General features: G+C 68.8%; 21 protein-coding genes and 1 other RNA gene. 10 read left to right on the top strand and 12 right to left on the bottom strand.

The features are described 5' to 3' along the window. Window position 1: 1 nt before the first annotated feature. From EZ242_RS20165 to gyrA, 3 genes are all read right to left on the bottom strand, one after another. A complete protein-coding gene (locus tag EZ242_RS20165; protein ID WP_135286987.1) occupies window positions 2-877 on the bottom strand; it encodes a prephenate dehydrogenase in 876 nt (291 codons plus the stop codon). A gap of 4 nt (window positions 878-881) precedes the next feature. Beyond that, complete coding sequence (gene pheA, locus EZ242_RS20160; protein ID WP_135286986.1) at window positions 882-1964, bottom strand: prephenate dehydratase; 1083 nt, start codon at window positions 1962-1964, stop codon at window positions 882-884. Between the two features lie 69 nt (window positions 1965-2033). After that, complete coding sequence (gene gyrA, locus EZ242_RS20155; RefSeq protein ID WP_135286985.1) at window positions 2034-4673, bottom strand: DNA gyrase subunit A; 2640 nt, start codon at window positions 4671-4673, stop codon at window positions 2034-2036. A 230-nt stretch (window positions 4674-4903) separates the two neighbouring features. On the opposite strand from gyrA, the gene ompA reads away from it, so the two are divergent. From ompA to ssrA, 4 genes are all read left to right on the top strand, one after another. Further along, on the top strand, window positions 4904-5611 hold the full coding sequence (gene ompA, locus EZ242_RS20150) for an outer membrane protein OmpA (RefSeq protein ID WP_135286984.1): 708 nt from the start codon (window positions 4904-4906) through the stop codon (window positions 5609-5611). A 149-nt stretch (window positions 5612-5760) separates the two neighbouring features. Then, window positions 5761-6468: a bifunctional 2-polyprenyl-6-hydroxyphenol methylase/3-demethylubiquinol 3-O-methyltransferase UbiG gene (gene ubiG / locus EZ242_RS20145; protein ID WP_135286983.1), complete on the top strand. Its 708-nt coding sequence runs from the start codon at window positions 5761-5763 to the stop codon at window positions 6466-6468. Continuing rightward, window positions 6469-7128, top strand: a complete 660-nt coding sequence (gene gph / locus EZ242_RS20140) for a phosphoglycolate phosphatase (protein ID WP_135286982.1) — start codon at window positions 6469-6471, stop codon at window positions 7126-7128. A 33-nt stretch (window positions 7129-7161) separates the two neighbouring features. After that, window positions 7162-7535: a transfer-messenger RNA gene (gene ssrA, locus EZ242_RS20135) on the top strand. Between the two features lie 74 nt (window positions 7536-7609). On the opposite strand, the gene EZ242_RS20130 is transcribed toward ssrA, so the two are convergent. From EZ242_RS20130 to EZ242_RS20105, 6 genes are read right to left on the bottom strand one after another with little or no spacing between them, the layout of a single operon-like run. Beyond that, window positions 7610-7945, bottom strand: coding sequence for a hypothetical protein (locus EZ242_RS20130; RefSeq protein WP_135286981.1), 336 nt, complete (start codon window positions 7943-7945; stop codon window positions 7610-7612). Then, on the bottom strand, window positions 7942-9405 hold the full coding sequence (locus tag EZ242_RS20125) for an NAD(P)/FAD-dependent oxidoreductase (RefSeq protein ID WP_135286980.1): 1464 nt from the start codon (window positions 9403-9405) through the stop codon (window positions 7942-7944). The genes EZ242_RS20130 and EZ242_RS20125 overlap by 4 nt, the downstream gene beginning before the upstream one ends. Window positions 9406-9420: 15 nt before the next feature. Beyond that, a complete protein-coding gene (locus EZ242_RS20120) occupies window positions 9421-10326 on the bottom strand; it encodes an MBL fold metallo-hydrolase (RefSeq protein ID WP_135286979.1) in 906 nt (301 codons plus the stop codon). Window position 10327: 1 nt separating this feature from the next. Continuing rightward, window positions 10328-11173, bottom strand: coding sequence for an ABC transporter permease (locus EZ242_RS20115; RefSeq protein ID WP_135286978.1), 846 nt, complete (start codon window positions 11171-11173; stop codon window positions 10328-10330). Continuing rightward, window positions 11170-12000, bottom strand: a complete 831-nt coding sequence (locus EZ242_RS20110; protein ID WP_135286977.1) for an ABC transporter ATP-binding protein — start codon at window positions 11998-12000, stop codon at window positions 11170-11172. Before EZ242_RS20110 ends, EZ242_RS20115 begins: the two co-directional genes overlap by 4 nt. Next, window positions 11987-13009 carry an ABC transporter substrate-binding protein gene (locus EZ242_RS20105; RefSeq protein ID WP_167784894.1) on the bottom strand — a complete coding sequence of 341 codons (1023 nt, stop codon included), beginning with the start codon at window positions 13007-13009 and terminating at the stop codon, window positions 11987-11989. Before EZ242_RS20105 ends, EZ242_RS20110 begins: the two co-directional genes overlap by 14 nt. Before the next feature lie 87 nt (window positions 13010-13096). On the opposite strand from EZ242_RS20105, the gene EZ242_RS20100 reads away from it, so the two are divergent. Next, the gene (locus EZ242_RS20100) at window positions 13097-14104 is read left to right on the top strand and encodes a TauD/TfdA family dioxygenase (RefSeq protein ID WP_135286975.1); all 1008 of its coding nucleotides are present in this window, start codon (window positions 13097-13099) and stop codon (window positions 14102-14104) included. Between the two features lie 31 nt (window positions 14105-14135). On the opposite strand, the gene EZ242_RS20095 is transcribed toward EZ242_RS20100, so the two are convergent. Continuing rightward, complete coding sequence (locus tag EZ242_RS20095) at window positions 14136-14606, bottom strand: SH3 domain-containing protein (RefSeq protein ID WP_240787177.1); 471 nt, start codon at window positions 14604-14606, stop codon at window positions 14136-14138. Window positions 14607-14707: 101 nt separating this feature from the next. Further along, on the bottom strand, window positions 14708-15217 hold the full coding sequence (locus EZ242_RS20090) for a pyridoxamine 5'-phosphate oxidase family protein (protein WP_135286974.1): 510 nt from the start codon (window positions 15215-15217) through the stop codon (window positions 14708-14710). A gap of 178 nt (window positions 15218-15395) precedes the next feature. Between EZ242_RS20090 and sbmA the strand changes: the two genes are divergently transcribed. Next, window positions 15396-16394, top strand: a complete 999-nt coding sequence (gene sbmA / locus EZ242_RS20085; RefSeq protein WP_135286973.1) for a peptide antibiotic transporter SbmA — start codon at window positions 15396-15398, stop codon at window positions 16392-16394. Between the two features lie 9 nt (window positions 16395-16403). Here sbmA and EZ242_RS20080 read toward each other — a convergent pair whose 3' ends face one another. Continuing rightward, window positions 16404-17210, bottom strand: a complete 807-nt coding sequence (locus EZ242_RS20080; RefSeq protein WP_135286972.1) for a helix-turn-helix transcriptional regulator — start codon at window positions 17208-17210, stop codon at window positions 16404-16406. 117 nt (window positions 17211-17327) lie between these two features. Between EZ242_RS20080 and EZ242_RS20075 the strand changes: the two genes are divergently transcribed. The 4 genes from EZ242_RS20075 to EZ242_RS20060 all read left to right on the top strand — a co-directional run bounded on the left by EZ242_RS20075 (window position 17328) and on the right by EZ242_RS20060 (window position 23041). Next, the gene (locus EZ242_RS20075; protein WP_135286971.1) at window positions 17328-17735 is read left to right on the top strand and encodes a hypothetical protein; all 408 of its coding nucleotides are present in this window, start codon (window positions 17328-17330) and stop codon (window positions 17733-17735) included. An 88-nt stretch (window positions 17736-17823) separates the two neighbouring features. Beyond that, window positions 17824-18909, top strand: a complete 1086-nt coding sequence (serC, locus tag EZ242_RS20070) for a 3-phosphoserine/phosphohydroxythreonine transaminase (RefSeq protein WP_135286970.1) — start codon at window positions 17824-17826, stop codon at window positions 18907-18909. An 80-nt stretch (window positions 18910-18989) separates the two neighbouring features. Next, complete coding sequence (gene acnA / locus EZ242_RS20065) at window positions 18990-21860, top strand: aconitate hydratase (protein ID WP_135286969.1); 2871 nt, start codon at window positions 18990-18992, stop codon at window positions 21858-21860. After that, window positions 21857-23041 (top strand): FAD-dependent monooxygenase, encoded by a 1185-nt coding sequence (locus EZ242_RS20060; protein WP_167784892.1) that lies wholly within the window; start codon window positions 21857-21859, stop codon window positions 23039-23041. The genes acnA and EZ242_RS20060 overlap by 4 nt, the downstream gene beginning before the upstream one ends. The last annotated feature ends 22 nt before the right edge of the window (window positions 23042-23063 follow it).

The raw sequence follows: 23063 nt of genomic DNA, 5'->3' as shown, positions 1-23063 counted from the left end.
TTCAGTCCTCCTGCACGTTGCCCATGCGCCAGCGCGCCCGCGCCTCGCTGGCTTGGCGGATCAGCGCCTCCACGGCCGGCGCGTCGGCGCTTTCGATGAGCGCCTCGAAGCGGGCCAGCGCCTCCCGGAACTGCCGGGACTGGTTCAGCACCTCGCTGCGATTGGCCACGACGATGTCGCGCCACACGGCCGGGTCGCTCGCGGCGATGCGCGTGAAGTCCCGGAATCCGGGCCCGGCCAGGGACAGGAACTGGTCCGCCTGCGCTTGCCCCAGCACGCTGTTCATCATGGCGAAGGCGAGCACGTGCGGCAGGTGGCTCACGGTGGCGTAGGCCGCGTCGTGCGCGTCGGGCGACATCTTGAGGACGCGGCTGCCCACGGCGGCCCACACCTGCTCGGCGCGCTGAAGCTGCGACACCAGCGTGCGCTCGATGGGCGTGATGATCACCTGCCGGTCACGGTACAGGTCAGGGTCGGCGTGCTCCACGCCGGCCTTTTCCTTGCCGGTGATCGGGTGGCAGGGCACGAAGGTGCCGACGTGCTCGCGCAGCGCGCGGCGCGCCGCCTCGACCACGTCGCGCTTGGTCGAGCCCACGTCCATCACCAGCATGTCCCGGCGCACCAGGTGGCGGATGGCCTTGAGGGTGCTTTCCGTGGCCGCCACCGGCACCGCCAGCAGCACGATGTCGGCGCCGGAGACGGCCAGCAGGGCGGAAGGCGCCTCGACGTCGATCACACCGAGCTGGCGGGCCCTCTCGGTCGTGGAAGGCGACTTGCTGTAGCCCACGATGCGCTTGACCAGCCCTGCGCGCCGCAGCGCCAGGGCGAAGGATCCGCCCATGAGGCCGCAGCCGATGAGCGCCAGTTGCTCGAACATGCGCCTACTCGCCCACCGGGTAGGTGCCCAGCAGCTTGTAGAAGGCGCAAAGCGAGCGCAGGTCGGCGAGCGCGGCGGCCACGTGCGGCTGCGAGGGATGTCCCTCGATGTCGATGTAGAAGTAGTACTCCCACTGGCCGGAGCGGGCGGGGCGCGATTCGAAGCGGGTCATGGACACGCCGTGGTGCTTGAGCGGAACCAGGAGGTCGTGCACCGCGCCGGGCCGGTTCGGCACCGAGATCACCAGGCTCACGCAGTCCTTGCCGGAGGCCTGGGGCGCCTCCAGGGTCTGCGGCAGGCAGACCACGGCGAAGCGCGTGCGGTTGAAGGCGTCGTCCTGGATCGCCTGCGCCGCCAGGTGCAGGCCGAACTCGCTGCCCGCGCGCTCGCTGGCGATGGCCGCCCAGGCCGGGTTGCCGGCAGCCAGGCGCGCACCTTCGGCATTGCTGGAGACGGCGCGGCGTTCCGCGTTCGGCAGGTGCTTGCCCAGCCAGCCCTGGCACTGGGCCAGCGCCTGCGGGTGCGCCAGCACGGCCTCGATGCCGTCCAGCGAGGGCGACTGGCGCAGCAGGTGGTGGCGCACCAGCAGGCTCAGCTCACCCACGATGTGCAGGGGGGACGTCAGCAGCAGGTCCAGGGAGCGGGTGACCACGCCCTCGGTGCTGTTCTCCACCGGCACCACGCCGTAGTCGGCGTTGCCGCTGCTGGCCGAGTGGAAGACCTCGTCGAAGCTCACGCAGGGAATGTGCTCGATGCTGGAGCCGAAGAACTGCACGGCCGCCTGCTCGCTGAACGTGCCCGCCGGGCCGAGATAAGCCACGCGCTGCGGCGCCTCCAGCGCGCGGCAGGCGGACATGATCTCGCGCCAGATCGTGGCCACGTTGCCTGCCTTGAGGGGCCCCCGGTTGGCTTCCTGCAGGTTATGGATCACCTCGGCTTCGCGCTCGGGGCGGAATACCGTCGAGCCTTCGGCGCGCTTGAGCTCGCCCACCTCGTTGGCCAGCGCCGCCCGCCGGTTCAGGAGCGCGAGCAACTCGCGGTCCGCCGCGTCGATCTCGGTCCTCAGTTGCGCCAGGTCTTTTGCCATGTAGAACGTCGGGAGGGGGCGCGGCCGGTACGGGCGGCCGCGCCCGATGGATGAATGAATGGTGGCGCCTCAGCCTTGGCTGTCGTCGGGTGTCTCGTCGGCGAGGTCGCCTTCGATCAGCGGCTGGGCGTCGTTCTCGACGATGCGCTGCAGCCCGCTGAGCTCGGAGCCGGCATCGAGTCCGATGAGGGTCACGCCCTGGGTCGCGCGGCCCAGCTCGCGGATCTCGCTCACCCGCGTGCGCACGAGAACGCCCTTGTCGGTGATGAGCATGATCTCGTCATCGGCATGCACCAGGGTCGCGGCCACCACCTTGCCGTTGCGCTCGCTGGTCTGGATGGCGATCATCCCCTTGGTGCCCCGGCCGTGCCGTGTGTACTCGGTGATGGGCGTGCGCTTGCCGTAGCCGTTCACGGTCGCCGTGAGCACGCTCTGCAACTCGTCTTCGGCCACCAGCATCGCGATCACGCTCTGGCCTTCCTCCAGCGTCATGCCGCGCACACCCCGGGCGTTGCGGCCCATGGGGCGCACGTCGTTCTCGTCGAAGCGAACGGCCTTGCCGCCGTCGGAGAACAGCATCACGTCGTGCTTGCCGTCGGTGAGCGAGGCGCCGATCAGGTAGTCGCCCTCGTCCAGGTCCACGGCGATGATGCCGGCCTTGCGCGGGTTGCTGAACTCGTCCAGCGCCGTCTTCTTCACCGTGCCCATGGAGGTCGCCATGAACACGTAGTGGTCGGCCGGGAAGCTGCGGAACTCGCCGGTGAGCGGCAGCACCACGTTGATCTTCTCGCCTTCGGCCAGCGGGAACATGTTGACGATGGGGCGGCCGCGCGAGCCGCGCGAGCCGGCCGGCACTTCCCACACCTTCAGCCAGTAGAGGCGCCCGCGGTTGGAGAAGCACAGGATCCAGTCGTGCGTGTTGGCGATGAAGAGCTGGTCCACCCAGTCGTCTTCCTTGGTGGAGGTGGCCTGCTTGCCGCGCCCGCCACGCTTCTGGGCGCGGTACTCGGACAGGGGCTGGCTCTTGATGTAGCCCGAATGCGAGAGCGTCACCACCATGTCGGTGGGTGTGATGAGGTCCTCGGTCGCGAGGTCCTGGGCGTTGTGCTCGATCTCGCTGCGGCGCGCGCCGATCTTGGTCTGGCCGAACTCCTGCTTCACCGCGCCGAGTTCCTCGCCGATGATGGTCGACACGCGCGCCGGCCTGGCCAGGATGTCCAGCAGGTCCTCGATCTCGGCCATCACGTCGCGGTACTCCGCAACGATCTTGTCCTGCTCCAGGCCCGTCAGGCGCTGCAGCCGCATCTGCAGGATTTCCTGCGCCTGCGTGTCCGACAGGCGGTACAGGCCGTCCTGCTGCATGCCGTAGTTGCGGTCCAGGCCCTCGGGCCGGTAGTCGTCGGCCTTCACCAGGCTGCCGTCCTCGCGGGCGCGGGTGAGCATCTCGCGTACCAGCTGGCTCTCCCAGCCGCGCGCCATCAGCTCCGACTTGGCCACCGGCGGCGTGGGTGACTCGCGGATGATGCGGATGAACTCGTCGATGTTCGCCAGCGCCACCGCCAGGCCTTCGAGCACATGGCCGCGCTCGCGGGCCTTGCGCAGGTTGAACACCGTGCGCCGCGTGACCACTTCCCGGCGGTGCTGCAGGAAGATGTCGATCAGGTCCTTCAGGTTGCACAGCTTGGGCTGGCCGTCCACCAGCGCCACCATGTTGATGCCGAAGGTGTCCTGCAGCTGCGTCTGCTTGTACAGGTTGTTCAGCACCACCTCGGGGACTTCGCCCCGCTTGAGCTCGATCACCAGGCGCATGCCGGACTTGTCCGATTCGTCCTGGATGTGGCTGATGCCCTCGAGCTTCTTCTCGTGCACCAGCTCGGCCATGCGCTCCTGCAGCGTCTTCTTGTTGACCTGATAGGGCAGCTCGTCCACCACGATGGCCTGGCGCTGGCCGCGGTCGATGTCCTCGAAGTGGCACTTGGCCCGCATCACCACCTTGCCGCGGCCGGTGCGATAGCCGTCCTTTACGCCGGTGATGCCGTAGATGATGCCGGCGGTGGGGAAGTCGGGCGCCGGCACGATCTCCATCAGCTCGTCGATGGAGGCCTCGGGGTTCTTCAGGAGGTGCAGGCAGGCGTCCACCACCTCGTTGAGGTTGTGGGGCGGAATGTTGGTGGCCATGCCGACCGCGATGCCGCCCGAGCCGTTGACCAGCAGGTTGGGCAGGCGAGAGGGCAGGACCAGCGGCTCTTTCTCGCTGCCGTCGTAGTTGGGGCCGAAATCGACGGTCTCCTTGTCGATGTCGGCCAGCATCTCGTGCGCGATCTTGGCCAGCCGGATCTCGGTGTAGCGCATGGCCGCGGCGTTGTCGCCGTCCACCGAGCCGAAGTTGCCCTGGCCGTCGACCAGCATGTGGCGCATGGAAAAGTCCTGCGCAAGCCGCACGATCGTGTCGTACACCGACTGATCGCCGTGGGGATGGTATTTACCGATCACGTCGCCCACGATGCGAGCCGATTTCTTGTATGGTCGGTTCCAATCGTTGTTGAGTTCGTGCATGGCGTACAAAACACGCCGATGCACGGGTTTCAGTCCGTCACGCGCATCCGGAAGCGCCCGGCCCACGATCACGCTCATGGCGTAATCGAGGTAGCTGCGCCGCATCTCCTCCTCGAGGCTGATGGGCAGGGTTTCTTTCGCGAAGGACGTCATGACGGGCGGATTCCGGCGGGCAATCGGGCGATTTTACGGGTACGCCGCCGCTTGTCGCAGAGCCGCAACAAGGCGCCGGGAAAGCGGTTTTGTCCTACGGTGGGCATCCCGGCCGCTGAATTGTTTGTGTAAGGGTGTGTGGCACAATTACTCGGACGTTTTTGGTGGTGGTCACCTGAATCGTAGTCATGGCGCAGCGCTGCTGCGTCTTTCCCCCTAAGAGGAGAACCATGAAGAAACTGAACAAAGTGGCGCTCTTGTTTGCTACCGCTGCGCTGGCCACGGCCGCGGGCGCGCAAACCCGTGTGACCGCTGCCAACGGTGGCAACCGCGTCGACAACTGGCTGAACGGCACCAACGAGCTGGTGTGGAAGAACGGCACCAACGAGCTGTGCTGGCGTGATGCCACCTGGACCCCCGCCACGGCCGCTCGCGGCTGCGACGGCGCCCTGGTGCCCCCGCCGCCCCCGCCGCCCGCTCCGGTGGCCGCCGCGCCGGCTCCGGCGCCGGCTCCCATCGTCGTCGTGCCCCCGCCGCCGCCCCCGCCCCCGCCGCCTCCCCCGCCGCCTCCCCCGGCTGCGTCCAAGGTGACCTACGCGGCCGACGCCTTCTTCGACTTCGACCGCGCCGTGCTCAAGCCGGAAGGCCGGGCCAAGCTGGACGACCTGGTCGACAAGGTCCGCGGCATGAACCTGGAAGTGATCATCGCTGTCGGCCACACCGACTCGATCGGCACCGACGCCTACAACCAGCGCCTGTCCGTGCGCCGCGCCGAAGCCGTGAAGGCCTACCTGGTCTCCAAGGGCATCGAGCGCAACCGCGTGTACACCGAAGGCAAGGGCGAGAAGCAGCCCGTGGCGGACAACCGCACGGCCGAAGGCCGCGCCAAGAACCGCCGCGTGGAAATCGAAGTGGTCGGCACCCGCCCGAACCGCTAAGACGCACCGCCTCCACGGCAAAGCCCCGCTCCGCGGGGCTTTTTTCTGGGCGCCCGCTCCGCGGGGCTTTTTTCTGGGCGCCCGCTCCGCGGGGCTTTTTTCTTGGCCTGCGCGCCAGCCGGGCCTGTGATTTGCGTACCCTTGCCGCCATGAATGCACCGCTGAACGCCGACCCGGCAGAGCTCGCGAAGTTTTCCGAGTTGGCCCACCGCTGGTGGGACCCTGAAAGCGAGTTCGCGCCGCTGCACGACATCAACCCGCTTCGCCTGGAGTGGATCAACGGCCAGTGCCCGCTGGCCGGCCGCCGCGTGCTGGACGTTGGCTGCGGGGGCGGGATCCTGGCCGACTCCATGGCCCGGCGCGGCGCCTCGGTGCTCGGGATCGACCTGGCCACCAAGGCCTTGCGCGTCGCGCAGCTGCACGCCCTGGAAGCGCAGACGCCCAACATCCAGTACCGCGAAGTCAGCGTGGAAGCCCTGGCCGAGGAATCGCCAGCCAGCTTCGACGCCGTCACCTGCATGGAGATGCTGGAGCACGTTCCCGACCCGGCTTCGGTCGTGCGGGCCTGCGCCACCCTGGTCAAGCCGGGCGGCTGGGTGTTCTTCTCCAGCATCAACCGCAACCCCAAGTCCTTCCTGTTCGCCATCGTGGGCGCCGAGTACATCCTCAACCTGCTGCCCCGCGGCACGCACGAGTGGAGCAAGTTCATCCGCCCGAGCGAGCTGGCGCGCGACTGCCGCCAAGCAGGTCTCGAGCTCGTCCAGACCCGCGGCATGGAATACAACCCGCTGACCCGGCGCTACTGGCTCTCCGGCGACACCAGCGTCAACTACATGCTTTCCACGCGCCTGCCCTGAATGTTCACCATCAAAGCCGTGCTGTTCGACCTGGACGGCACCCTCATCGACAGCGCGCCGGACCTCGGTGCGGCCGCCGACCAGATGCGCACCGACCGCGGGCTGGCATCGCTGCCGCTGTCCGACTACCGGCCCATGGCGGGCGCCGGGGCGCGCGGCATGCTGGGCATCGCCTTCGGCATGAGCCCGGACCACCCGGACTTCCCGGTCCTGCGCGAAGAGTTCTTCCGCAACTACGAATCTCGGATGACGCGGCTCACCCACGCCTTCGACGGCATCGCGTCTTTGCTGGATGAGTTGGACGCAAGAGGCTTGCGCTGGGGGGTGGTCACCAACAAGCAGATGCGTTTCACCGGCCCGCTCACCCGGGACATGCCGCTCTTCCGCAAGGCCGCAACCATCGTGGGCGGCGACAGCACGCCGCATTCCAAGCCGCACCCGGCCCCCCTGCTGGAAGCCGCACGGCAGCTCGGCCTGGCTCCCGGCGACTGCCTCTACGTGGGCGACGACGAGCGCGACATCGTGGCAGGCCGCGCGGCGGGCATGCCCACGGTGGCGGCCACCTACGGCTACCTCGGCGGCAAGGTCGATGTCACGGTCTGGGGCGCCGACGCCCGCATCGACGCACCGCTCGAACTTCTTTCCCTGCTTCGCACTTGATTTCGGCCCGGCCGGCTTAAACTACCCGGTCCTGGGGCTGCACCGGTTTCGACGTGGGTTCGGACACGCAGCAGGGCATGTCGAGGTTCAGTCACCTCGTTAATCCGCTGAAAACAAGTAACTGCCAACGACAGCAATTACGCTCTCGCCGCCTAATGTGCGGTGAACCTCGCAACAGCTCGCCGGTGGGCTGGGCAAAGGGCGCAAGCCCGGCGCTGCGAGGCTAATTACATCGGCTGGTCCTGATCCGGGTGCCTTGGGTCGGGACGAGACAATAGGGCACTGGCGGCCGGTATAGCGTGCGTCTGCGCGATACCGGTGGCGAGAAACCAAACCAGAACGCTACGCATGTAGAACTGCTCGTAGAAGGCTTGCGGACGCGGGTTCAATTCCCGCCAGCTCCACCACCCATCCAAAGGGCCCGGACGATCTCCGGGCCTTTTTCCCGTCTAACGGTCGCGATTGACCCAGGGAGATGCGCTCACCCGCCCAAGGTCACCACGGCGAATTTCTCGAGCGCCTCCAGGATTTCCAGTTCGTACGGCACGCCCTTCTTCACGTCGATCACGACGCCGGGCAGCAGCGCAACGGTCTGCCCCTCTGCGCGCAGGACGCCGCGCCCCGCATAGACCACGAAGGTCTCGGACCAGCCCATGCCTTCCGGTCGCGCGTAGGTGCCGGGTTCGGCCCTCCACTTGGCCAGCCGGAAGGCCTGCTGGCCGCGCTCAGTGGGAATCGGTGCGCTCGCCGTTCCGAGGCCCTGCGGTATCGGTCTCCATTCGACGGCCTGGCTGCTGGCTTGGAATTGATGGGTCATGGTCTTGCAACTCCTCGGGTGGGAAGACTGGTCAGGGCAAGAGCGGCCAGGCGTGCGTCCAGCCGCGAGGGAGCCTGGCCCATGCGCAAGGCCTCGTCCCGGCGGACGGTGGCATTCCGGATCACATGGGCGGCCAGATAGCGGATCGGCTCCGGCGGGAACCAGCCGCTGCGCGCGCGCATGAACAGCATCGCGAGTTCGGTCCATTCGTCCGTGCGCTGCAGGATCTGTGAGGCGAGCACCCGGCCGCCGAGCGCCGTGGCGCCCATGCCGTGGCCGCTGTAGCCGATCGCGTAGTGCACGCGCGCATCCTCCGCGAGCGCACCAAACCACGGCAGCAGGGTGGTCGAGCGGTCGATCGGGCCCGACCAGGCGCTGGCGACCGGCACCTCACGCAGCTCGGGGTAGAGATAACGCAGGTCCTGCTCGACCTGGGCGCACATGCGCGGGTCGGCGTCGAACTGCGCTCCGATGCGGTTGTCCCAGGCGATCGATCCGCCGCCCCGCCCCATGTACACCCGCCCGTCCGGCGTGGTGCCGCTGTAGTTCAGCAAGGTGCGCGAATTCACGCCGCCCGGCCGGCGCCGCAGCTCGGGCCGGTCCAGCAGACGCGGCACCGGCGCGGTGACCACCATGTCGCTGGACGTTACGGCGATGTAGGGCTTGAAGGGCTTCAGGTGCGCCATCCACGCATTGGCGGCCAGCAGCACCTGGTCGGCGCGCACGCAACCGTGCCTCGTCTCGACGCGCACGACGTGCGGCTCGCTGGCGATCAGGGTAACCGGCGAGGTCTCGTGGATGCGGATTCCCCATGCCGCGGCCACGCGTCGCAGTCCGCGCACTAGCAGCGCCGGCTGTACTCGCATCGCGCCGTCCTCGGCCACGCCGCTGTAGTAGGGAGCGGCGCCGAACAGCTCGCGCATCTCTTCCGGGGTGAGCAGGCGGTGGGGCGGCGTCACGCCAGCCGCTTCGGCTGCTTTGAACATCGGCATCCAGGCGCCCAGCTGGTTCGGATACGTGGTGCTCCAAACCGACGTCTCCTCGCGCAGTTGGCACTCGATACCGTGCATCCCAATGAACGAGCGGATGTCCTCCAGCACCTTCACGCTCGCATCGAGCACGCGAAGCGCGTCCTCGCGCCCCAGCAGGCGCAGCAGCGTGGGGAGCCGCCCCCACCAGTGGCCCACCGCACCGCTGTTGCGCCCACTGGCTCCCCAGCCGCACAGGCCGGCCTCGACGACGGTGATTTCGAGCGCGGGCGAGAGCTCGCGCAGGCGCAGCGCTGTCCACAGCCCGGTGAAGCCGCCACCGACGATGCACACGTCAGCCCGCGTGCTGCCCTGCAAGGGCGTGGGCGCGCCGGACGGCTCGGCGTCCAGGGCCTGGCGCAGCCAAAGGGACGCTTGCCCGAGCGAGCCCGGGTCCTTGCGCCACGGCTGCATGCGCAGTTGCACGCCCATGGGCCGGCCCCCACCTCAGGCAGCGTGCACGAAGCGCGGCCGATAGCCTTCGCCCTCGCGCTCGATGGCTGCCACGTGCGGCGCGGCGAAGTGCGTTGGAAACAGCAGGCTGCCATGGCTTGCACAGTGCTCCAGCACCTGGCGGCGGCTGGCGCGGGCTTGCACCGGGTCGGCGCAGAAGCGCGTGCTCCAGTCCGGCTCGCAGACCTGCACGGGGTGGTGGATGGTGTCGCCGCAGAACACCGCACCGCCGCTTTCGTCCAGCAGCTTGAGGATCACGTGTCCCGGCGTGTGCCCGGGCGTGGGTTCCACCCGCAGGATCCCGTCGATCGCGTGCTCGCCTTCGAGCAGCTGCGCCTGCCCGGACCGGATCACCGGCAGCACGCTGTCGTCGTACATGCCCGCGCGGCCCGGGTTGGCCCGGCGGCGGTCGCCCACGTCCGGATCCCAGGCCTCGTTCTCGATGCGCGAGAACAGGTAGCGCGCGTTGGGGAAGGTCGGCACCCAGCGACCGTTCTCCAGGCGCGTGTTCCAGCCCACGTGGTCGGCATGCAGGTGCGTGCACAGCACGATGTCGATGTCCTCGGGGCGCGCGCCCGCGGCCTCGAGCCGTTCAAGGAAGGGCAGGTCCAGCTGGTGGAAGCGGGGCAGCCAGGGCCGTTCCTTGTGGTTGCCCGCGCAGGTGTCCAGCAGGAGGGTGAGCGAGCCCGAGCGGATCAGCCACGAGTGGTTGCTCGTGATCAGCCGGTCGCTCTCAAGGTCGTAATGCGTCGGCACCAGCCAGGGCAGGTGCCGCGCGAAACGGCTGCGGTCCAGCTCGGGCAGGAACTGGCCGGCCGGCAGGTCGTTGGGGCCCACCTGTTCTTCCACGCGCGTGATGGTGGCGGCGCCTACGCGCCAGGTCTGGGAGGTGGAATGCATGTCAGGCGCTGTGTTCCTTGCGTACGGGACGCCGCCACGGGATCACGGCGCGTTCGATGCGGGCCAGGAGCAGTTGGGAAAGATAGCCCAGCAAGGCGATGAGGATCAATGCGACGTACATGTCGCGTACCTCGAAGATCTGCCAGGAGTGCCAGATCACGTAACCCAGGCCGTATTCCGTGCCGAAGTTCTCCGCGATCACCACGACGATGAGCGCCATGCCCAGGCCCAGCTGGAAACCGGTGAAGATGAAGGGCAGCGCCGCCGGCAGGGCGATGGTGCGGTAAGCCTGCCAACGCCGCGCCTTCAGGTCGGCCGCCACGTCGAGGTACACGCGGTCGATGTTCACCACGCCCGCCAGCGTGCTCATGAGAACCTGGAAGAAGACCGCCACGCCCACGATCACCCACTTCGAGCTTTCGCCCAGGCCGAACATCAGCATGACCAGGGGAAAGAGGGCGACCTTCGGGATGGGATAGATGGCCGCGATGGCCGGCTGCAGCAAAGAGCGCAGTACGGGTGACAGGCCCATCATGATCCCGAGCAGCACGCCCGGCACGGCGCCGAAGGCGAAGCCCACCAGCATCCGGCTCACGGTGTAGCCGGCATGGATCCACAGCTGTGGCGCGGCCGCCTGAACCGCCAGGTCGCGCAGCACGGTGGAGGGCATGGGAAAGAAGCGCGAATCCAGCAGCTGCACACGTACCAGGAGTTCCCAGAACAGCAGCAGCAGCACGGGCGAGGCCACGGCCAGGAACCAGCCCTGGCGGGTGAGCCGCCGCCAAGCCGGCTCGGACGCCTCGTCGTCGGGGACGATGCGCAGTTCGTCGGCGGTCGCGATCTTCATGCGCCCCTGACCTCCTCGCGCAGCATCAGCCAGATCTCCCGTGACAGCCGCGCGTAATCGGGGTCCCCCTTGAGATCGAACACTGCCCGCGGTCGGGGGAAGCTCACGCGCAGGTCGGCCTTGATGCGTCCCGGCCGCGCGCTCATCACGATCACGCGGTCGCTGAGCACCAGTGCTTCGTCGATGGAGTGCGTGATGAACAGCACCGTCTTGCGGGTCTCGCCCCAGATGCGGAGCAGCTCCTCCTGCAGCAGGATCTTGTTCTGCTCGTCCAGCGCCGCGAAGGGCTCGTCCATCAGGAGAACTTCGGGGTCGTTCGCGAAGGCCCGCGCGACGCTCGCGCGCTGCTTCATGCCGCCGGACAGCTGGTACGGATAGGCATGGGCGAAGCGATCCAGCCCGGTGAGCGCGAGGAATTTATCCACCACCGGATCGATCTGCGCGCGCGGCAGCTCGCGCAGCGCGAGGCCGTAGGCCACGTTGGCGCGCACGGTCATCCACGGGAAGATGGAGGCCTCCTGGAACACCAGCGTGGACAAGGGCTGCGCGGGGTTGCCGTGCCGCAACGCCACGCTGCCGCGCGTGGGCGTCTCCAGTCCGGCCACGATCCGCAGCAGCGTGGTCTTGCCGCAGCCGGAGGGGCCCACGATCGAGACGAATTCGCCCTCGGCGATGTCGAAGCTGCAGGCCTGCAGCGCCGTGACGCTGGCGCCCGCGGCCTGGAACTCCTTGTGCAGTTCGCGGATGGCGACCTTCGCTGGTGCTGGCGCAGGTGGCGCTTCGCTGCCCATGCGCGTGGGGGCATCCAGGGCGTCAGCGTGAAGCATCGAGCGTCTTCTTGGCCCGCTCCGCGTACGAGGCATCGACGATGTCGGACAGCTTGACTTCCTCTTTCATGCGGCCATTGGCCGTCCACCACTTCACGTCCTCGGCCATGCCGGCCGTGTTGAGCTTGCCGTCCGGGTGAATGCCCGGGAACGCCATCTTCTTGTACAGCTCCGGGTCCTTCACCGAGGTGTGGCGCGTGAGGATCTGCACCAGATCATCGCGGGGCACCTTGCCGGACAGCGCGTCGTTGTAGAAGCGGGCGCCCTTGAGGTAGGCCACCATGAACTTGTCCGCCGCCTCGGGCCGCTTGATGATCCCCGGGCCGTACATCAGGGCGCCGTACTGCTGGTTCGGGTACACCGTGTCGGCCCGCTTCCAGAGCTTGGCGATGCCCTTGGCTTCGGCCTGCGTGACCAAGGGTTCGATCAGCACGCCCACCTCGATTTTCTTGGTCCCGAGCGCCGCGACGATGTCGCCGAAGCTCATGTTGACCAGTTGCACGTCCGACTCCTTCAGGCCCTGGCTCGCGAGCAGCTTGCCGATGGTCACCTCGCTGCTGGCACCGCGCTTGTAGCCGGTCACGCCGATGGTGCGACCGCGCAGGTCGGCGGCAGTCTTGATCTTGTCGGCCAGGTCCGATCGCACCACGAACGCGAAGTAGCCATGCCCCGGGAGGGTGCTGCCCTTGTCCGCCACGATCTTGAAGTCCACGCCCTGGCGAACGGCGTTGTAGACGCCGGCGCCAGGTGAGCCGCCCGAGGCGTCGAGGTCGCCGGTGGACAGCAGGGTCGTGAGCACTGCACCCGAGTCGATCTTCACGATCTCCACGTCCAGGCCCTGTTCCTTGAAGTAGCCCTTGTCCATGGCGATGTAGAGCGGGGCGTCGGACACGGACGCATAGGCGCCCACCTTCACCTTCTCCTGGGCCCAGGCCGCGGTCCCGCCCACGAGGCCCGCAAGGGCCACTGCCGCGCCGCGAAGCAGCGCACGCTTGGAAATGGAAGTCATGGATTGATCTCCTGGTGTGCCACGGAATACTATCGACGCGGCAACCGATTTACAACGGAAAATCGATTTAGCTCCGGAGAAACCCCGATGGCCATCGCTCCCGTGCCCTTTCCGAACGCGTGGCTGTCCAGCCAGATGCACCGCGAGCGCAGCCGCTGGACTTTTCCGCTGGACACCGACGAGCTCGCGCAGGTCGAGCGGGCGCTGGGCCATGTGCGCAGTCGCGGGGCCAGCATCCCGTTCGGCCCGGAGGACTTTCCGCTCGGCTCGCTGGCCGACAGGCTCAAGGCGATCCGGGCGGAGGTGGAGGAGGGCACCGGTGTGGCGCTGATCCGCGGCCTGGAGGTGGACCGCTACGGCGTGCAGGGCGCGCGGCTCGTGTATTGGGGCCTGGGAGCGCATCTCGGCACCGCCCTGGCGCAGAATCCGCGCGGTGCCCTGCTCGTGGACGTCCGCGACGAAGGGGGCGATCCCTACCGTGACCCGACCCAGCGCGGCTACCACACCGCGCAGTACCTGCCCTTCCACAACGACCAGGGGGACGTGGTCGGCCTCCTGTGCCTGCGCACCGCGCGCGAAGGGGGCCTGAGCTGCGTGTGCAGCTCAGGCGCCATCCACAACGAGATTCTTGCGAGCCGCCCCGAACTGGTCGAGGTGCTCTACGGCGACTGGTACGCCGACGTGCGCGGCGAGGAGCCGCCCGGGCGCAAGCCCTACTACGTCGAGCCGCGCTACGCCCTGCACGAGGGGCGCTTCTATGCGCAACACGGGCCCACCTACATCAAGTCCGCGCAGCGCTTCCCCGAGGTGCCGCGCCTCTCGCGCGAGCAGCTGGAGGCCCTGGAGCTCGTCACGCGCCTGGCCGCGGAAGACCGCTTCCGGCTCGACATGGACTTCCAGCCCGGCGACGTGCAGTTCCTCAACAATCACCTGGTGCTGCATTCGCGCACGGCGTTCGTCGACCACGAAGAGCCCGAGCGCAAGCGCCACCTGCTGCGGCTGTGGCTGTCCACGCCGGCCTACGCCGACGTGCCGCCGTTCTTTCGGGCGCGGCAGGAGGACATGGCGTACTGGTTGCGCGAGCCGAGGCCCTGAAGAGCCGCACCCTTACCCGGGCAGGATGCAGCTACTTGCGCCCGACGCCCCACAGCAGCCCACGCGCGATCCACCCCGTGCGGGCGTCCTCGCCGCGCACGCGAATCCAGGACGCCGTGCGTTCGACCACCCGAAACACCTCTCCGTACTGCGCCTGCCGCAGCACGCGGTACTTCGTCCCCGGGCCCGAGCGGACATTCGCGCGCGGGGCCTTCACGATGGAGTGCGGGCGTGAACTGGTCAGGCGCCGGGACACCCAGCCGCGGTCGTTCTCGAAATCGACGACCTGCACCCAGCTGCCGCGACGCGCGAGCACCTTGAGCGGGTAGCCCGAGCCCAGCTCCCACAGGACTTCGGACCGAAGGTTCGGGGCGGCGCGCAGGTTCACGCCTTCCCCCTTGATACTGACGAACTGCTGGGCCGATGCCGGTGCAAGCAGCGCGAACATCATCGCGCCGGCCAGGAACAGTTCTCTCGTGACGTGGCGAGCCAGGAAGGACAAGGCTGGAGGTCTCCTCAGAAAAAAGCTGCGGCTCCCGATGAGCCGCAGCCGACAGTTTACGAAGACCTGTGCGAGACGGGGTGCGAAGCCCCGCGCCGCGATCAACTGAAATGCACTTCGCGGTGCTCGCCCATCTCGGGCGGCGTGCCCGTGAGCGCGGCCGAGGCCATCTTGACCAGCTGCGTTGTCTTGCTCTCCTTGACGTCCCAGAACTCGGCGTGGGTGATCTTGATCTCCACGAATTCCAGGTTGGGGTCGTCCAGGCCCTTGGGGAACCAGGCCTTGGTCATGGCATTGAAGAGGCGCTCCTGCTTGGCGCGATCGTGGCTGACCGTGGCGCGGCCGGCGATGGAGACGTAGTGGTCCTTGTGGGGGTCCGAGTAGGCGACGTTGACCTCGCCTTCAGCCTGCAGGCGCTGGCCCAGGCCCGTGGCCTTGGAGACGAAGAAGTACAGCATGCCCTCGTCCAGGGACTTGTTCTGCGTGGTCAGCGGGTGCGAGCGCAGGCTGCCGTCGGGGTAGCGGTGCGTGAGCATGCCGAAGCGCATGTCCTTGATCAGGGTCCACAGGTGCTTGAAGTCCAGGCGTTCGGAGACGGTGGAGGTGCTCATGGTCGGGTTTTCCTTCAACGTGGGGCGGTCGGTATCCGCGAATCTTTGAGCCTGGACCGCGCGGCGCGCGTCGGAGCGGCCCGTGCGCCGCTGTGGGCACCTGCCGACAGCCGGCCCGCTACCATGCCGCACCTGCTCACCGGTCGACCCGGCCCTCCTCCTACGAACTGCCGCACCCATGTTCAAGTCCTTTTTCCTGTCGCGCCGCTGGTGGTCCTGGTCGCTGCTGGGCTCCGCCATCATCCTGTACGCCACCTGGTACCGCGTGGGGCTGGACGTCCGCATCAACGAGTGGTTCGGCAGCTTCTACGACCTGGTGCAGCGCGCCCTCACGACGCCGCGCAGCGTCACCCTGGACGAGTTCGGCGGCGAGCTGATGGTGTTCCTGCGCATCGCCATGCTCTACGTCTCCATCGCCGTGGTGCTGGAGTTCTTCATCAAGCACTACATCTTCCGCTGGCGCCAGGCCATGAACGACTACTACATGTCGCACTGGGAGCGGCTGCGCACCATCGAGGGCGCGGCCCAGCGCGTGCAGGAGGACACCATGCGCTTCGCCCGCATCATGGAAGGGCTGGGCGTGGAGTTCATGCGCAGCATCATGACGCTGGGGGCTTTCCTGCCCATCCTCTGGGTGCTGTCCGAGAAGGTGACCGAGCTGCCGTGGGTGGGCGAGGTGCCGCATTCACTCGTGTGGGTGGCGATCATGTCCGCCATGTTCGGTACCGTGCTGCTGGCCGTGGTGGGTTTCAAGCTGCCGGGGCTGGAGTTCCAGAACCAGCGCGTCGAGGCGGCCTACCGCAAGGAGCTGGTCTATGGCGAGGACCATCATGAGCGCGCCAGCCCGCCGGTGGTTTCCCGGCTGTTCAGCGACGTGCGGCGCAACTACTTCCGTCTCTTCTTCCATTACCTCTACTTCGACGTGGCCAAGTGGTCCTACCTGCAGTTCTCGGTGCTGATCCCCCTCATCGCGCTCGCGCCCACGGTGGTCGCGGGCGTGATCACGCTGGGTGTCATGCAGCAGATCACGCGGGCGTTCGACCGGGTGGAAGGCTCCTTCCAGTTCCTGGTCCTCAGCTGGGGCACCATCGTCGAGCTGTTGTCGGTGTACAAGCGCCTGCGCGCCTTCGAGCAGCAGATCCGCGCGGAGCCGGAGCCGGTCCAGGCGCCCGCCTGAACGGGCTGGCTAGGGCCGGCCGCGCAGGAATTCCGCCGTCGCCTCGTCGGCCGGCAGGAAGGTCTCCAGCGCCAGTTCCTGCAGGGTGATGTCCACCGGGCTGCCGAAGACCGTGGTCGTGCTGATGAAGCTCAGCGTGCGGTCCTCCACGGCGAACTGAAGGGGCACGACCACCCCCGCGAGTGCACCCTCCAGCTCGCCGGTGGGGGAGGGCGGCTGCGGGTACGCGAGCAGTTCCTCTCGCAGCGACTGCAACACCGGGTCCGCCGTCGCCTGGATCTGCTGCTGCAGTCGCGCGAGGAGGTGCTCGCGCCACTGCCCCAGGTTCACGATGCGCGGCGCCACGCCCTCGGGGTGCAGGCTCAGGCGCGCTACGTTCACCGGCGGCGTGAGAAGCGCGGCCGAGGCGCCCTGCAGCAGCGGCGCCACGCCGCGGTTGGCGGCCACGATGTTCCAGTGCCGGTCCAGTGCCAGGGCCGGCCAGGGCTCATGGCTTTTCAGGATCAGCTCCACGGCCTGCCGCGCGGCGGCGAGCGCCGGATCGTCCAGCCTGCGTTCGCGGTACATGGGCGCATAGCCGGCCGCCACCAGCAAGGCGTTGCGCTCGCGCAGGGGGACCTGCAGGCGTTCGGCCAGGCGCAGCACCATGTCGCGGCTGGGCATGGCCCGACCTGTCTCCAGGCAGCTCAGGTGCCGGGTGGAGATTTCCGCCTCTTCGGACAGTTGAAGCTGGCTGAGGCGCCGCTGCTGGCGCCAGCGGCGCAGGTGCTCGCCCAGGGGGCGGGGTGTCTGGCGGGAGGCGTGGGCGGCGTCCATGGCCGGATTCTGGCGCGCGCAGGTGTGGCGCCGCCATGACCTGCGAGGTCATGGACCGGCCCTCTGCGCGCGCCGAGCATCCGAGCCTCGTGTTCAACCCGATTCCTGGAGGTTCTCATGTCCGTCTTCGCTTCTCCCCGCTTCCTGCGCCAGGTGCTGCTCGTCGATGCCGCCGCGTGCCTGGCCACGGGCGCCTTGCAGCTGGGCTTGACCAGCCGGCTCGCCGAGGCGCTCGCTCTGCCTGGCCCCCTGCTGGCCTCCACGGGCGCCTTCCTGCTCGGCTACGCGGCGCTCGCGGCCTGGGTAGCGAGCCGCCAGCCCGTGCCCACCGGCTGGGTGACGCTCTTCGTCGCGGGCAACGCGGCCTGGGGGGTGGCCTGCATCGGCCTCCTGGCCGCTGGCGTGCTGGCGCCGAACGCCTGGGGACAGGCCTGGGTGCTCGCGCAGGCACTGACCGTCATCGTGCTGGCCGAGCTGCAGTGGCTCGGTCTTCGCGCCCGCCGTGCGCGCCCGCTCGCCGCCTGAGCCCCGGCGAAAGAAGGCCGGGGCTTGCAGGTATGCTTTCGCCCTTTCTTCACAGCCCTTCGCGCTGCGCGCCCGAGAAAGCCCGCCCATGACCCGCGTCTTCAACTTCAGCCCCGGCCCGGCGACCCTGCCCGAAGCCGTGCTCCGCCAGGCCGCCGAGGAAATGCTCGACTGGCACGGCAGCGGCATGTCGGTCATGGAGATGAGCCACCGGGGCAAGGAGTTCATGTCCATCCATGCCGAGGCCGAAAGCCTGCTGTGCGAGCTGATGGGCATCCCGGCCGGCTACAAGGTACTGTTCCTGCAGGGCGGCGCCATCGGGCAGAACGCCATCGTGCCCATGAACCTCATCGGCCGCACCGGCCGGGCCGACTACGTGGTGACCGGCGACTGGTCGAAGAAGTCCGCCAAGGAGGCGGCGCATTTCGGCGAGGTGCGCATCGCCGCCTCCAGCGAGGAGGGCGGGCGCTACACCCGCGTGCCGGCGCAGGCCGAGTGGCAGCTCGACCCGAAGGCCGCCTATGTCCACTACTGCGCCAACGAAACCATCGGCGGCGTGGAATTCTTCTGGACGCCGCAGACGGGCGACGTGCCCCTGGTGGCGGACATGTCCTCCAACATCCTCTCGCGCCCGGTGGACGTGGCGCGCCATGGCCTCATCTACGCCGGCGCGCAGAAGAACATGGGTCCCTCGGGCCTGACGGTCGTCATCGTGCGCGAAGACCTGATCGGCCACGCGATGCCCATCACGCCTTCGGTCTTCGACTACAAGATCCAGGCCGCGGCCGACTCCATGTACAACACCCCGCCCACCTACGCGATCTACATCGCCGGGCTGGTCTTCAAGCACGTGAAGTCGCTGGGCGGGCTGGCGGCCATGGAAGCGCACAACCGCGCCAAGGCGGCGGTCCTGTACGACTTCCTGGACAAAAGCGGCTTCTACAGCAACCCCATCCAGCGCGAGGCGCGCTCGCTGATGAACGTGCCCTTCTGGCTCAAGGACGCGGCGCTCGACGCTGCCTTCCTGCAGGGCGCGCAGGCCCGCGGGCTGGTGGGGCTCAAGGGGCACCGCTCGGTCGGCGGCATGCGCGCTTCGCTCTACAACGCGATGTCGATCGAGGGCGTGCAGGCGCTGGTGGCCTACATGAGGGACTTCGAGGCCCAGCACGGGTAAGCGAGCCGTCACCTGCGCGACCGTCCCGCCGGACGCTGAACGGCGGCAAAATGGGCCGTTTCGAGAGAGGAAGCCCAGGAATGACCCACGCGTTCGCCCACACGGTTCGGCCCTTCAAGATCGGCGCCAGGCGCAGCGGCAAGCTGTTTTCTCTGCCGGCCCTCGCCGAAGAGATCCCCCAGCTGCAGCGCCTTCCGGTGTCGCTGCGCATCGTGCTCGAATCGGTGCTGCGCAACTGCGATGGGCTCAAGATCAGCCCCGAGCACGTGCGACAGCTCGCCCGCTGGCAGCCGAACGCCACGCGTACCGAGGAAATCCCCTTCGTCGTCGCCCGCGTGGTGCTCCAGGACTTCACCGGCGTCCCCCTGCTGGCCGACCTGGCCGCCATGCGCAGCGCCGCCGACCGCCTGGGCAAGCCGCCAGGGGCCATCGAGCCGCTGGTGCCGGTGGACCTGGTGGTGGACCACTCCATCATGGTGGACCACTACGGCACCCGCGACGCGCTCGACCTGAACATGAAGCTCGAGTTCCAGCGCAACCGCGAGCGCTACGAGTTCATGAAATGGGGCATGCAGGCCTTCAAGACCTTCGGCGTGGTGCCGCCGGGCTTCGGCATCATCCACCAGGTCAACCTCGAATACCTGGCCCGTGGCGTGCACCGCGGCGCCGACGACACCTACTACCCCGACACCCTGGTGGGCACCGACAGCCACACCACCATGATCAACGGCGTGGGCGTGGTCGGCTGGGGCGTGGGCGGCATCGAGGGCGAGGCGGCCATGCTGGGCCAGCCGGTCTACATGCTCACGCCCGACGTGGTGGGCTTCGAGCTCTCGGGCCGGCTGCGCGAGGGCTGCACCGCCACCGACCTGGTGCTCACCGTCACCGAGATCCTGCGCAAGCACAAGGTGGTAGGCAAGTTCGTCGAGTTCTTCGGCGAGGGCACGCGCACCCTGGGCGTTCCCGACCGCGCCACCATCGCCAACATGGCGCCCGAGTACGGCGCCACCATGGGCTTCTTCCCGGTGGACGAGAAGACCATCGAGTACTTCAAGGGCACCGGCCGCAGCAAGGAGGAGGTCGATGCGCTGGAGGCCTACTTCCGGGCGCAGAAGCTGTTCGGCATCCCCCTGGCTGGCGAGGTCGATTACTCGCAGGTCGTCAAGCTGGACCTGGGCGACGTGACGCCCAGCCTCTCCGGCCCCAAGCGGCCGCAGGACCGCATCGAGATCGGCAAGGTGTCCTCCACCTTCCGCGAGCTGTTCAGCAAGCCCTCCGGTCAGAACGGCTTCAACCAGCCGGCCGAAACGCTGCTCACGCGCCAGCTGGTGCAGGCCGGCGGTGAGGCGCCCGACCTCAAGGTGCCGGTCACGCCGGACACGCCACCGGCCGCCGAGCGCTTCGAGCTGGAGATGCAGGCCAACAAGCCCACGCGCCAGGCCGCGGTGGCCGAGGCCGACCCGGGCGCACAGCACGTGCGAGGCCTGACCATCGGCAACGGCGACGTACTGATCGCGGCCATCACGAGCTGCACCAACACCTCCAACCCCGGCGTGCTGCTGGCGGCGGGCCTGGTCGCCAAGAAGGCCGTGCAGGCGGGGCTGAAGGTCAAGCCGCATGTGAAGACCTCGCTCTCGCCGGGCTCGCGCATCGTCACCGAGTACCTGGTGAAGTCCGGCCTGCTGCCCTATCTGGAGCAGCTGGGCTTCACGGTGGCCGGCTACGGCTGCATGACCTGCATCGGCAACTCGGGTGACCTCGCGCCGGAGATCAACGAGGCCATCGCCAAGGGCGACCTGGTGTGCGCTTCCGTGCTGTCGGGCAACCGCAACTTCGAGGCGCGCATCCACCCGAACATCAAGGCCAACTTCCTGGCCAGCCCGCCTCTGGTGGTGGCCTATGCCCTGGCCGGCACGGTGCTGCGCGACCTGATGACCGAGCCGGTGGGGCAGGGCCACGGCGGCAAGGACGTCTGGCTGGGCGACATCTGGCCCAGCAGCGACGAGATCCATGCGCTCATGAAGTACGCCATGAACGGCAAGGCCTACCAGGACAACTACGGCAAGGTGAAGTCCCAGCCCGGCGCACTGTGGGAGCAGATCCAGGGCGTGGCCGGCGAGACCTACGCCTGGCCCACCAGCACCTACATCGCCCACCCGCCGTTCTTCGAAGGCTTCGGCCTGGACCGCGAAAGCACCGCCGCGCCGGAACGCGTGCAGGGCGCGCGCGTGATGGCGCTCTTCGGCGACTCCATCACCACCGACCACATCTCGCCGGCCGGCTCCATCAAGGAAAGCTCGCCCGCGGGCCAGTACCTGAAGTCGCACGGCGTCGCCAAGGCCGACTTCAACAGCTACGGCTCGCGCCGCGGCAACCACGAGGTCATGATGCGCGGCACCTTCGCCAACGTGCGCATCAAGAACCTCATGCTGCCGGCCGAGCCGGACGGCTCGCGCGTGGAAGGCGGCTGGACCCTGTACCGCGGCGCGGGCGCCGGCGCCGCGCCGGAGAAGATGTTCATCTACGACGCGGCCATGCGCTACGTCGCCGAGGGCCGGCCCACGGTGATCTTCGCCGGCGAGGAGTACGGCACCGGTTCCTCGCGCGACTGGGCCGCCAAGGGCACGCAGCTCCTGGGCATCCGGGCGGTCATCGCGCGCAGCTTCGAGCGCATCCACCGCAGCAACCTGGTCGGCATGGGCGTGCTGCCCTTGCAGTTCAAGGGCAGCGACAGCTGGCAGTCCCTGGGCCTGGACGGCTCCGAGCTGGTGGACGTGCTGCCCGACCCCAGCCTCGCCCCGCGCAGCGACGCGCGCGTGGTGATCACCCGCGCCGACGGCAGCCGGCAGGAGATCATGGCCACGCTGCGCATCGACACGCCCATCGAGGTCGAGTACTACCGCCACGGCGGCATCCTGCCCTTCGTGATGCGGCAGCTGCTCGCAGCGTGAGCCAGCTGCTGGTGGCCGGCGCCGGCATCGGCGGCCTGGCCGCTGCGCTGGCGGCCACACGCGCCGGCTGGTTGGCGCACGTGTTCGAACAATCGGCCCAGCTCGGCGAGGTGGGCGCGGGCATCCAGCTCGGCCCCAACGCCACGCGCCTGCTGCGCGCCTGGGACCTGCTGCCGGCCGCCCTCTTGCAGGGCTGCGCGCCCGAGCGCGTGGTCGCGCGCGACGCGCAGGGCGGCCACGAGCTGGGCGTGCTGCCGCTCGGACGCGAAGCCGAGGCGCGCTACGGCGCGCCCTATCTCACCATCCACCGCGCCGAGCTGCATGGCCTCCTGCAGCAGGCCGCGCAGGCCGCGGGGGTGCGCACGCACACCGGCCAGCGCGTGCGCGCCTTCATCGAGTCGGACACCGCGGTGGGCCTGGACCTCGATGCCGCAGCCTCGCCGGAAGGCGATGCGCTGGTCGCCGCCGACGGCCTCTGGAGCGGGCTGCGCCGCCAGCTGCTCGGCGACGCGCCGCCCACGCCTTCGGACCACGTCGCCTACCGCGGGCTGGTGCCCATGTCCGAGCTGCCACCGCGCTGGCGCGTGGCGGAGGTGACGGCCTGGCTGGGCCCCCGGCTGCACGCCGTGAGCTACCCCGTGCGGGGCGGCGACATGCTCAACATCGTCTTCTTCCTGGAGGAATCGCCCCGCGCGGGCGAGCGCTGGGGCTGGGACCATCCCGCCGCCGCCGCGCGCCTGAAGGCCGGCTTGCCGGCGGTGTGCGCGCCCCTGCGCGAGCTGGTCGAGCGCGTGCCGTCCTGGGGCCTGTGGGTGCTGCACGATCGCCCCCCGGTCGCGGGGCCGCAGGAGATGGCGCGCGGGCGCGTTGCGCTGCTGGGCGATGCGGCGCATCCCATGCGGCCCTACCTCGCGCAGGGCGCGGCCATGGCGCTGGAAGACGCATTCGCGCTGGGGCGCGCACTGGCCTGCGTGGAGGCGGATGTGGCGGACCTGCCCGCCGCGCTGCGCCGCTATGCGCTGGAGCGTTGGCAGCGCTGCGCACGCGTGCAACGGCGCTCGCTGCGCAACGCGACCCTCTTCCACGCCGGCGGTCCGCTGCGCCTGGGGCGCGACCTCGCGCTGCGCAGCCTCGGCCGGCGCGTGATGGACCTGCCCTGGCTGTACGGCGGCTCGGCGTGAGGGCGGGAGGGAATCGGCCGAA

The sequence above is a fragment of the Ramlibacter rhizophilus genome, assembly GCF_004681965.1.
GTDB classification, from domain to species: Bacteria; Pseudomonadota; Gammaproteobacteria; order Burkholderiales; family Burkholderiaceae_C; genus Ramlibacter; species Ramlibacter rhizophilus.
The sequence above is the reverse complement of the archived record's forward strand: the minus strand, read 5'-3'. Positions and strand labels throughout refer to the sequence as shown.

Excerpts from the sequence above, each read along its gene's own strand:
- EZ242_RS20105 (WP_167784894.1), bottom strand. The coding sequence starts at position 13,009 with ATGACTTCCATTTCCAAGCGTGCGCTGCTTCGCGGCGCGGCAGTGGCC.
- EZ242_RS20080 (WP_135286972.1), bottom strand. The coding sequence starts at position 17,210 with ATGGACGCCGCCCACGCCTCCCGCCAGACACCCCGCCCCCTGGGCGAG.
- gph (WP_135286982.1), top strand. The coding sequence starts at position 6,469 with ATGTTCACCATCAAAGCCGTGCTGTTCGACCTGGACGGCACCCTCATC.
- pheA (WP_135286986.1), bottom strand. The coding sequence starts at position 1,964 with ATGGCAAAAGACCTGGCGCAACTGAGGACCGAGATCGACGCGGCGGAC.
- acnA (WP_135286969.1), top strand. The coding sequence starts at position 18,990 with ATGACCCACGCGTTCGCCCACACGGTTCGGCCCTTCAAGATCGGCGCC.
- serC (WP_135286970.1), top strand. The coding sequence starts at position 17,824 with ATGACCCGCGTCTTCAACTTCAGCCCCGGCCCGGCGACCCTGCCCGAA.
- ubiG (WP_135286983.1), top strand. The coding sequence starts at position 5,761 with ATGAATGCACCGCTGAACGCCGACCCGGCAGAGCTCGCGAAGTTTTCC.
- EZ242_RS20100 (WP_135286975.1), top strand. The coding sequence starts at position 13,097 with ATGGCCATCGCTCCCGTGCCCTTTCCGAACGCGTGGCTGTCCAGCCAG.
- EZ242_RS20130 (WP_135286981.1), bottom strand. The coding sequence starts at position 7,945 with ATGACCCATCAATTCCAAGCCAGCAGCCAGGCCGTCGAATGGAGACCG.
- sbmA (WP_135286973.1), top strand. The coding sequence starts at position 15,396 with ATGTTCAAGTCCTTTTTCCTGTCGCGCCGCTGGTGGTCCTGGTCGCTG.
- EZ242_RS20075 (WP_135286971.1), top strand. The coding sequence starts at position 17,328 with ATGTCCGTCTTCGCTTCTCCCCGCTTCCTGCGCCAGGTGCTGCTCGTC.
- EZ242_RS20165 (WP_135286987.1), bottom strand. The coding sequence starts at position 877 with ATGTTCGAGCAACTGGCGCTCATCGGCTGCGGCCTCATGGGCGGATCC.
- EZ242_RS20110 (WP_135286977.1), bottom strand. The coding sequence starts at position 12,000 with ATGCTTCACGCTGACGCCCTGGATGCCCCCACGCGCATGGGCAGCGAA.
- EZ242_RS20090 (WP_135286974.1), bottom strand. The coding sequence starts at position 15,217 with ATGAGCACCTCCACCGTCTCCGAACGCCTGGACTTCAAGCACCTGTGG.
- EZ242_RS20125 (WP_135286980.1), bottom strand. The coding sequence starts at position 9,405 with ATGGGCGTGCAACTGCGCATGCAGCCGTGGCGCAAGGACCCGGGCTCG.
- gyrA (WP_135286985.1), bottom strand. The coding sequence starts at position 4,673 with ATGACGTCCTTCGCGAAAGAAACCCTGCCCATCAGCCTCGAGGAGGAG.
- ompA (WP_135286984.1), top strand. The coding sequence starts at position 4,904 with ATGAAGAAACTGAACAAAGTGGCGCTCTTGTTTGCTACCGCTGCGCTG.
- EZ242_RS20115 (WP_135286978.1), bottom strand. The coding sequence starts at position 11,173 with ATGAAGATCGCGACCGCCGACGAACTGCGCATCGTCCCCGACGACGAG.
- EZ242_RS20120 (WP_135286979.1), bottom strand. The coding sequence starts at position 10,326 with ATGCATTCCACCTCCCAGACCTGGCGCGTAGGCGCCGCCACCATCACG.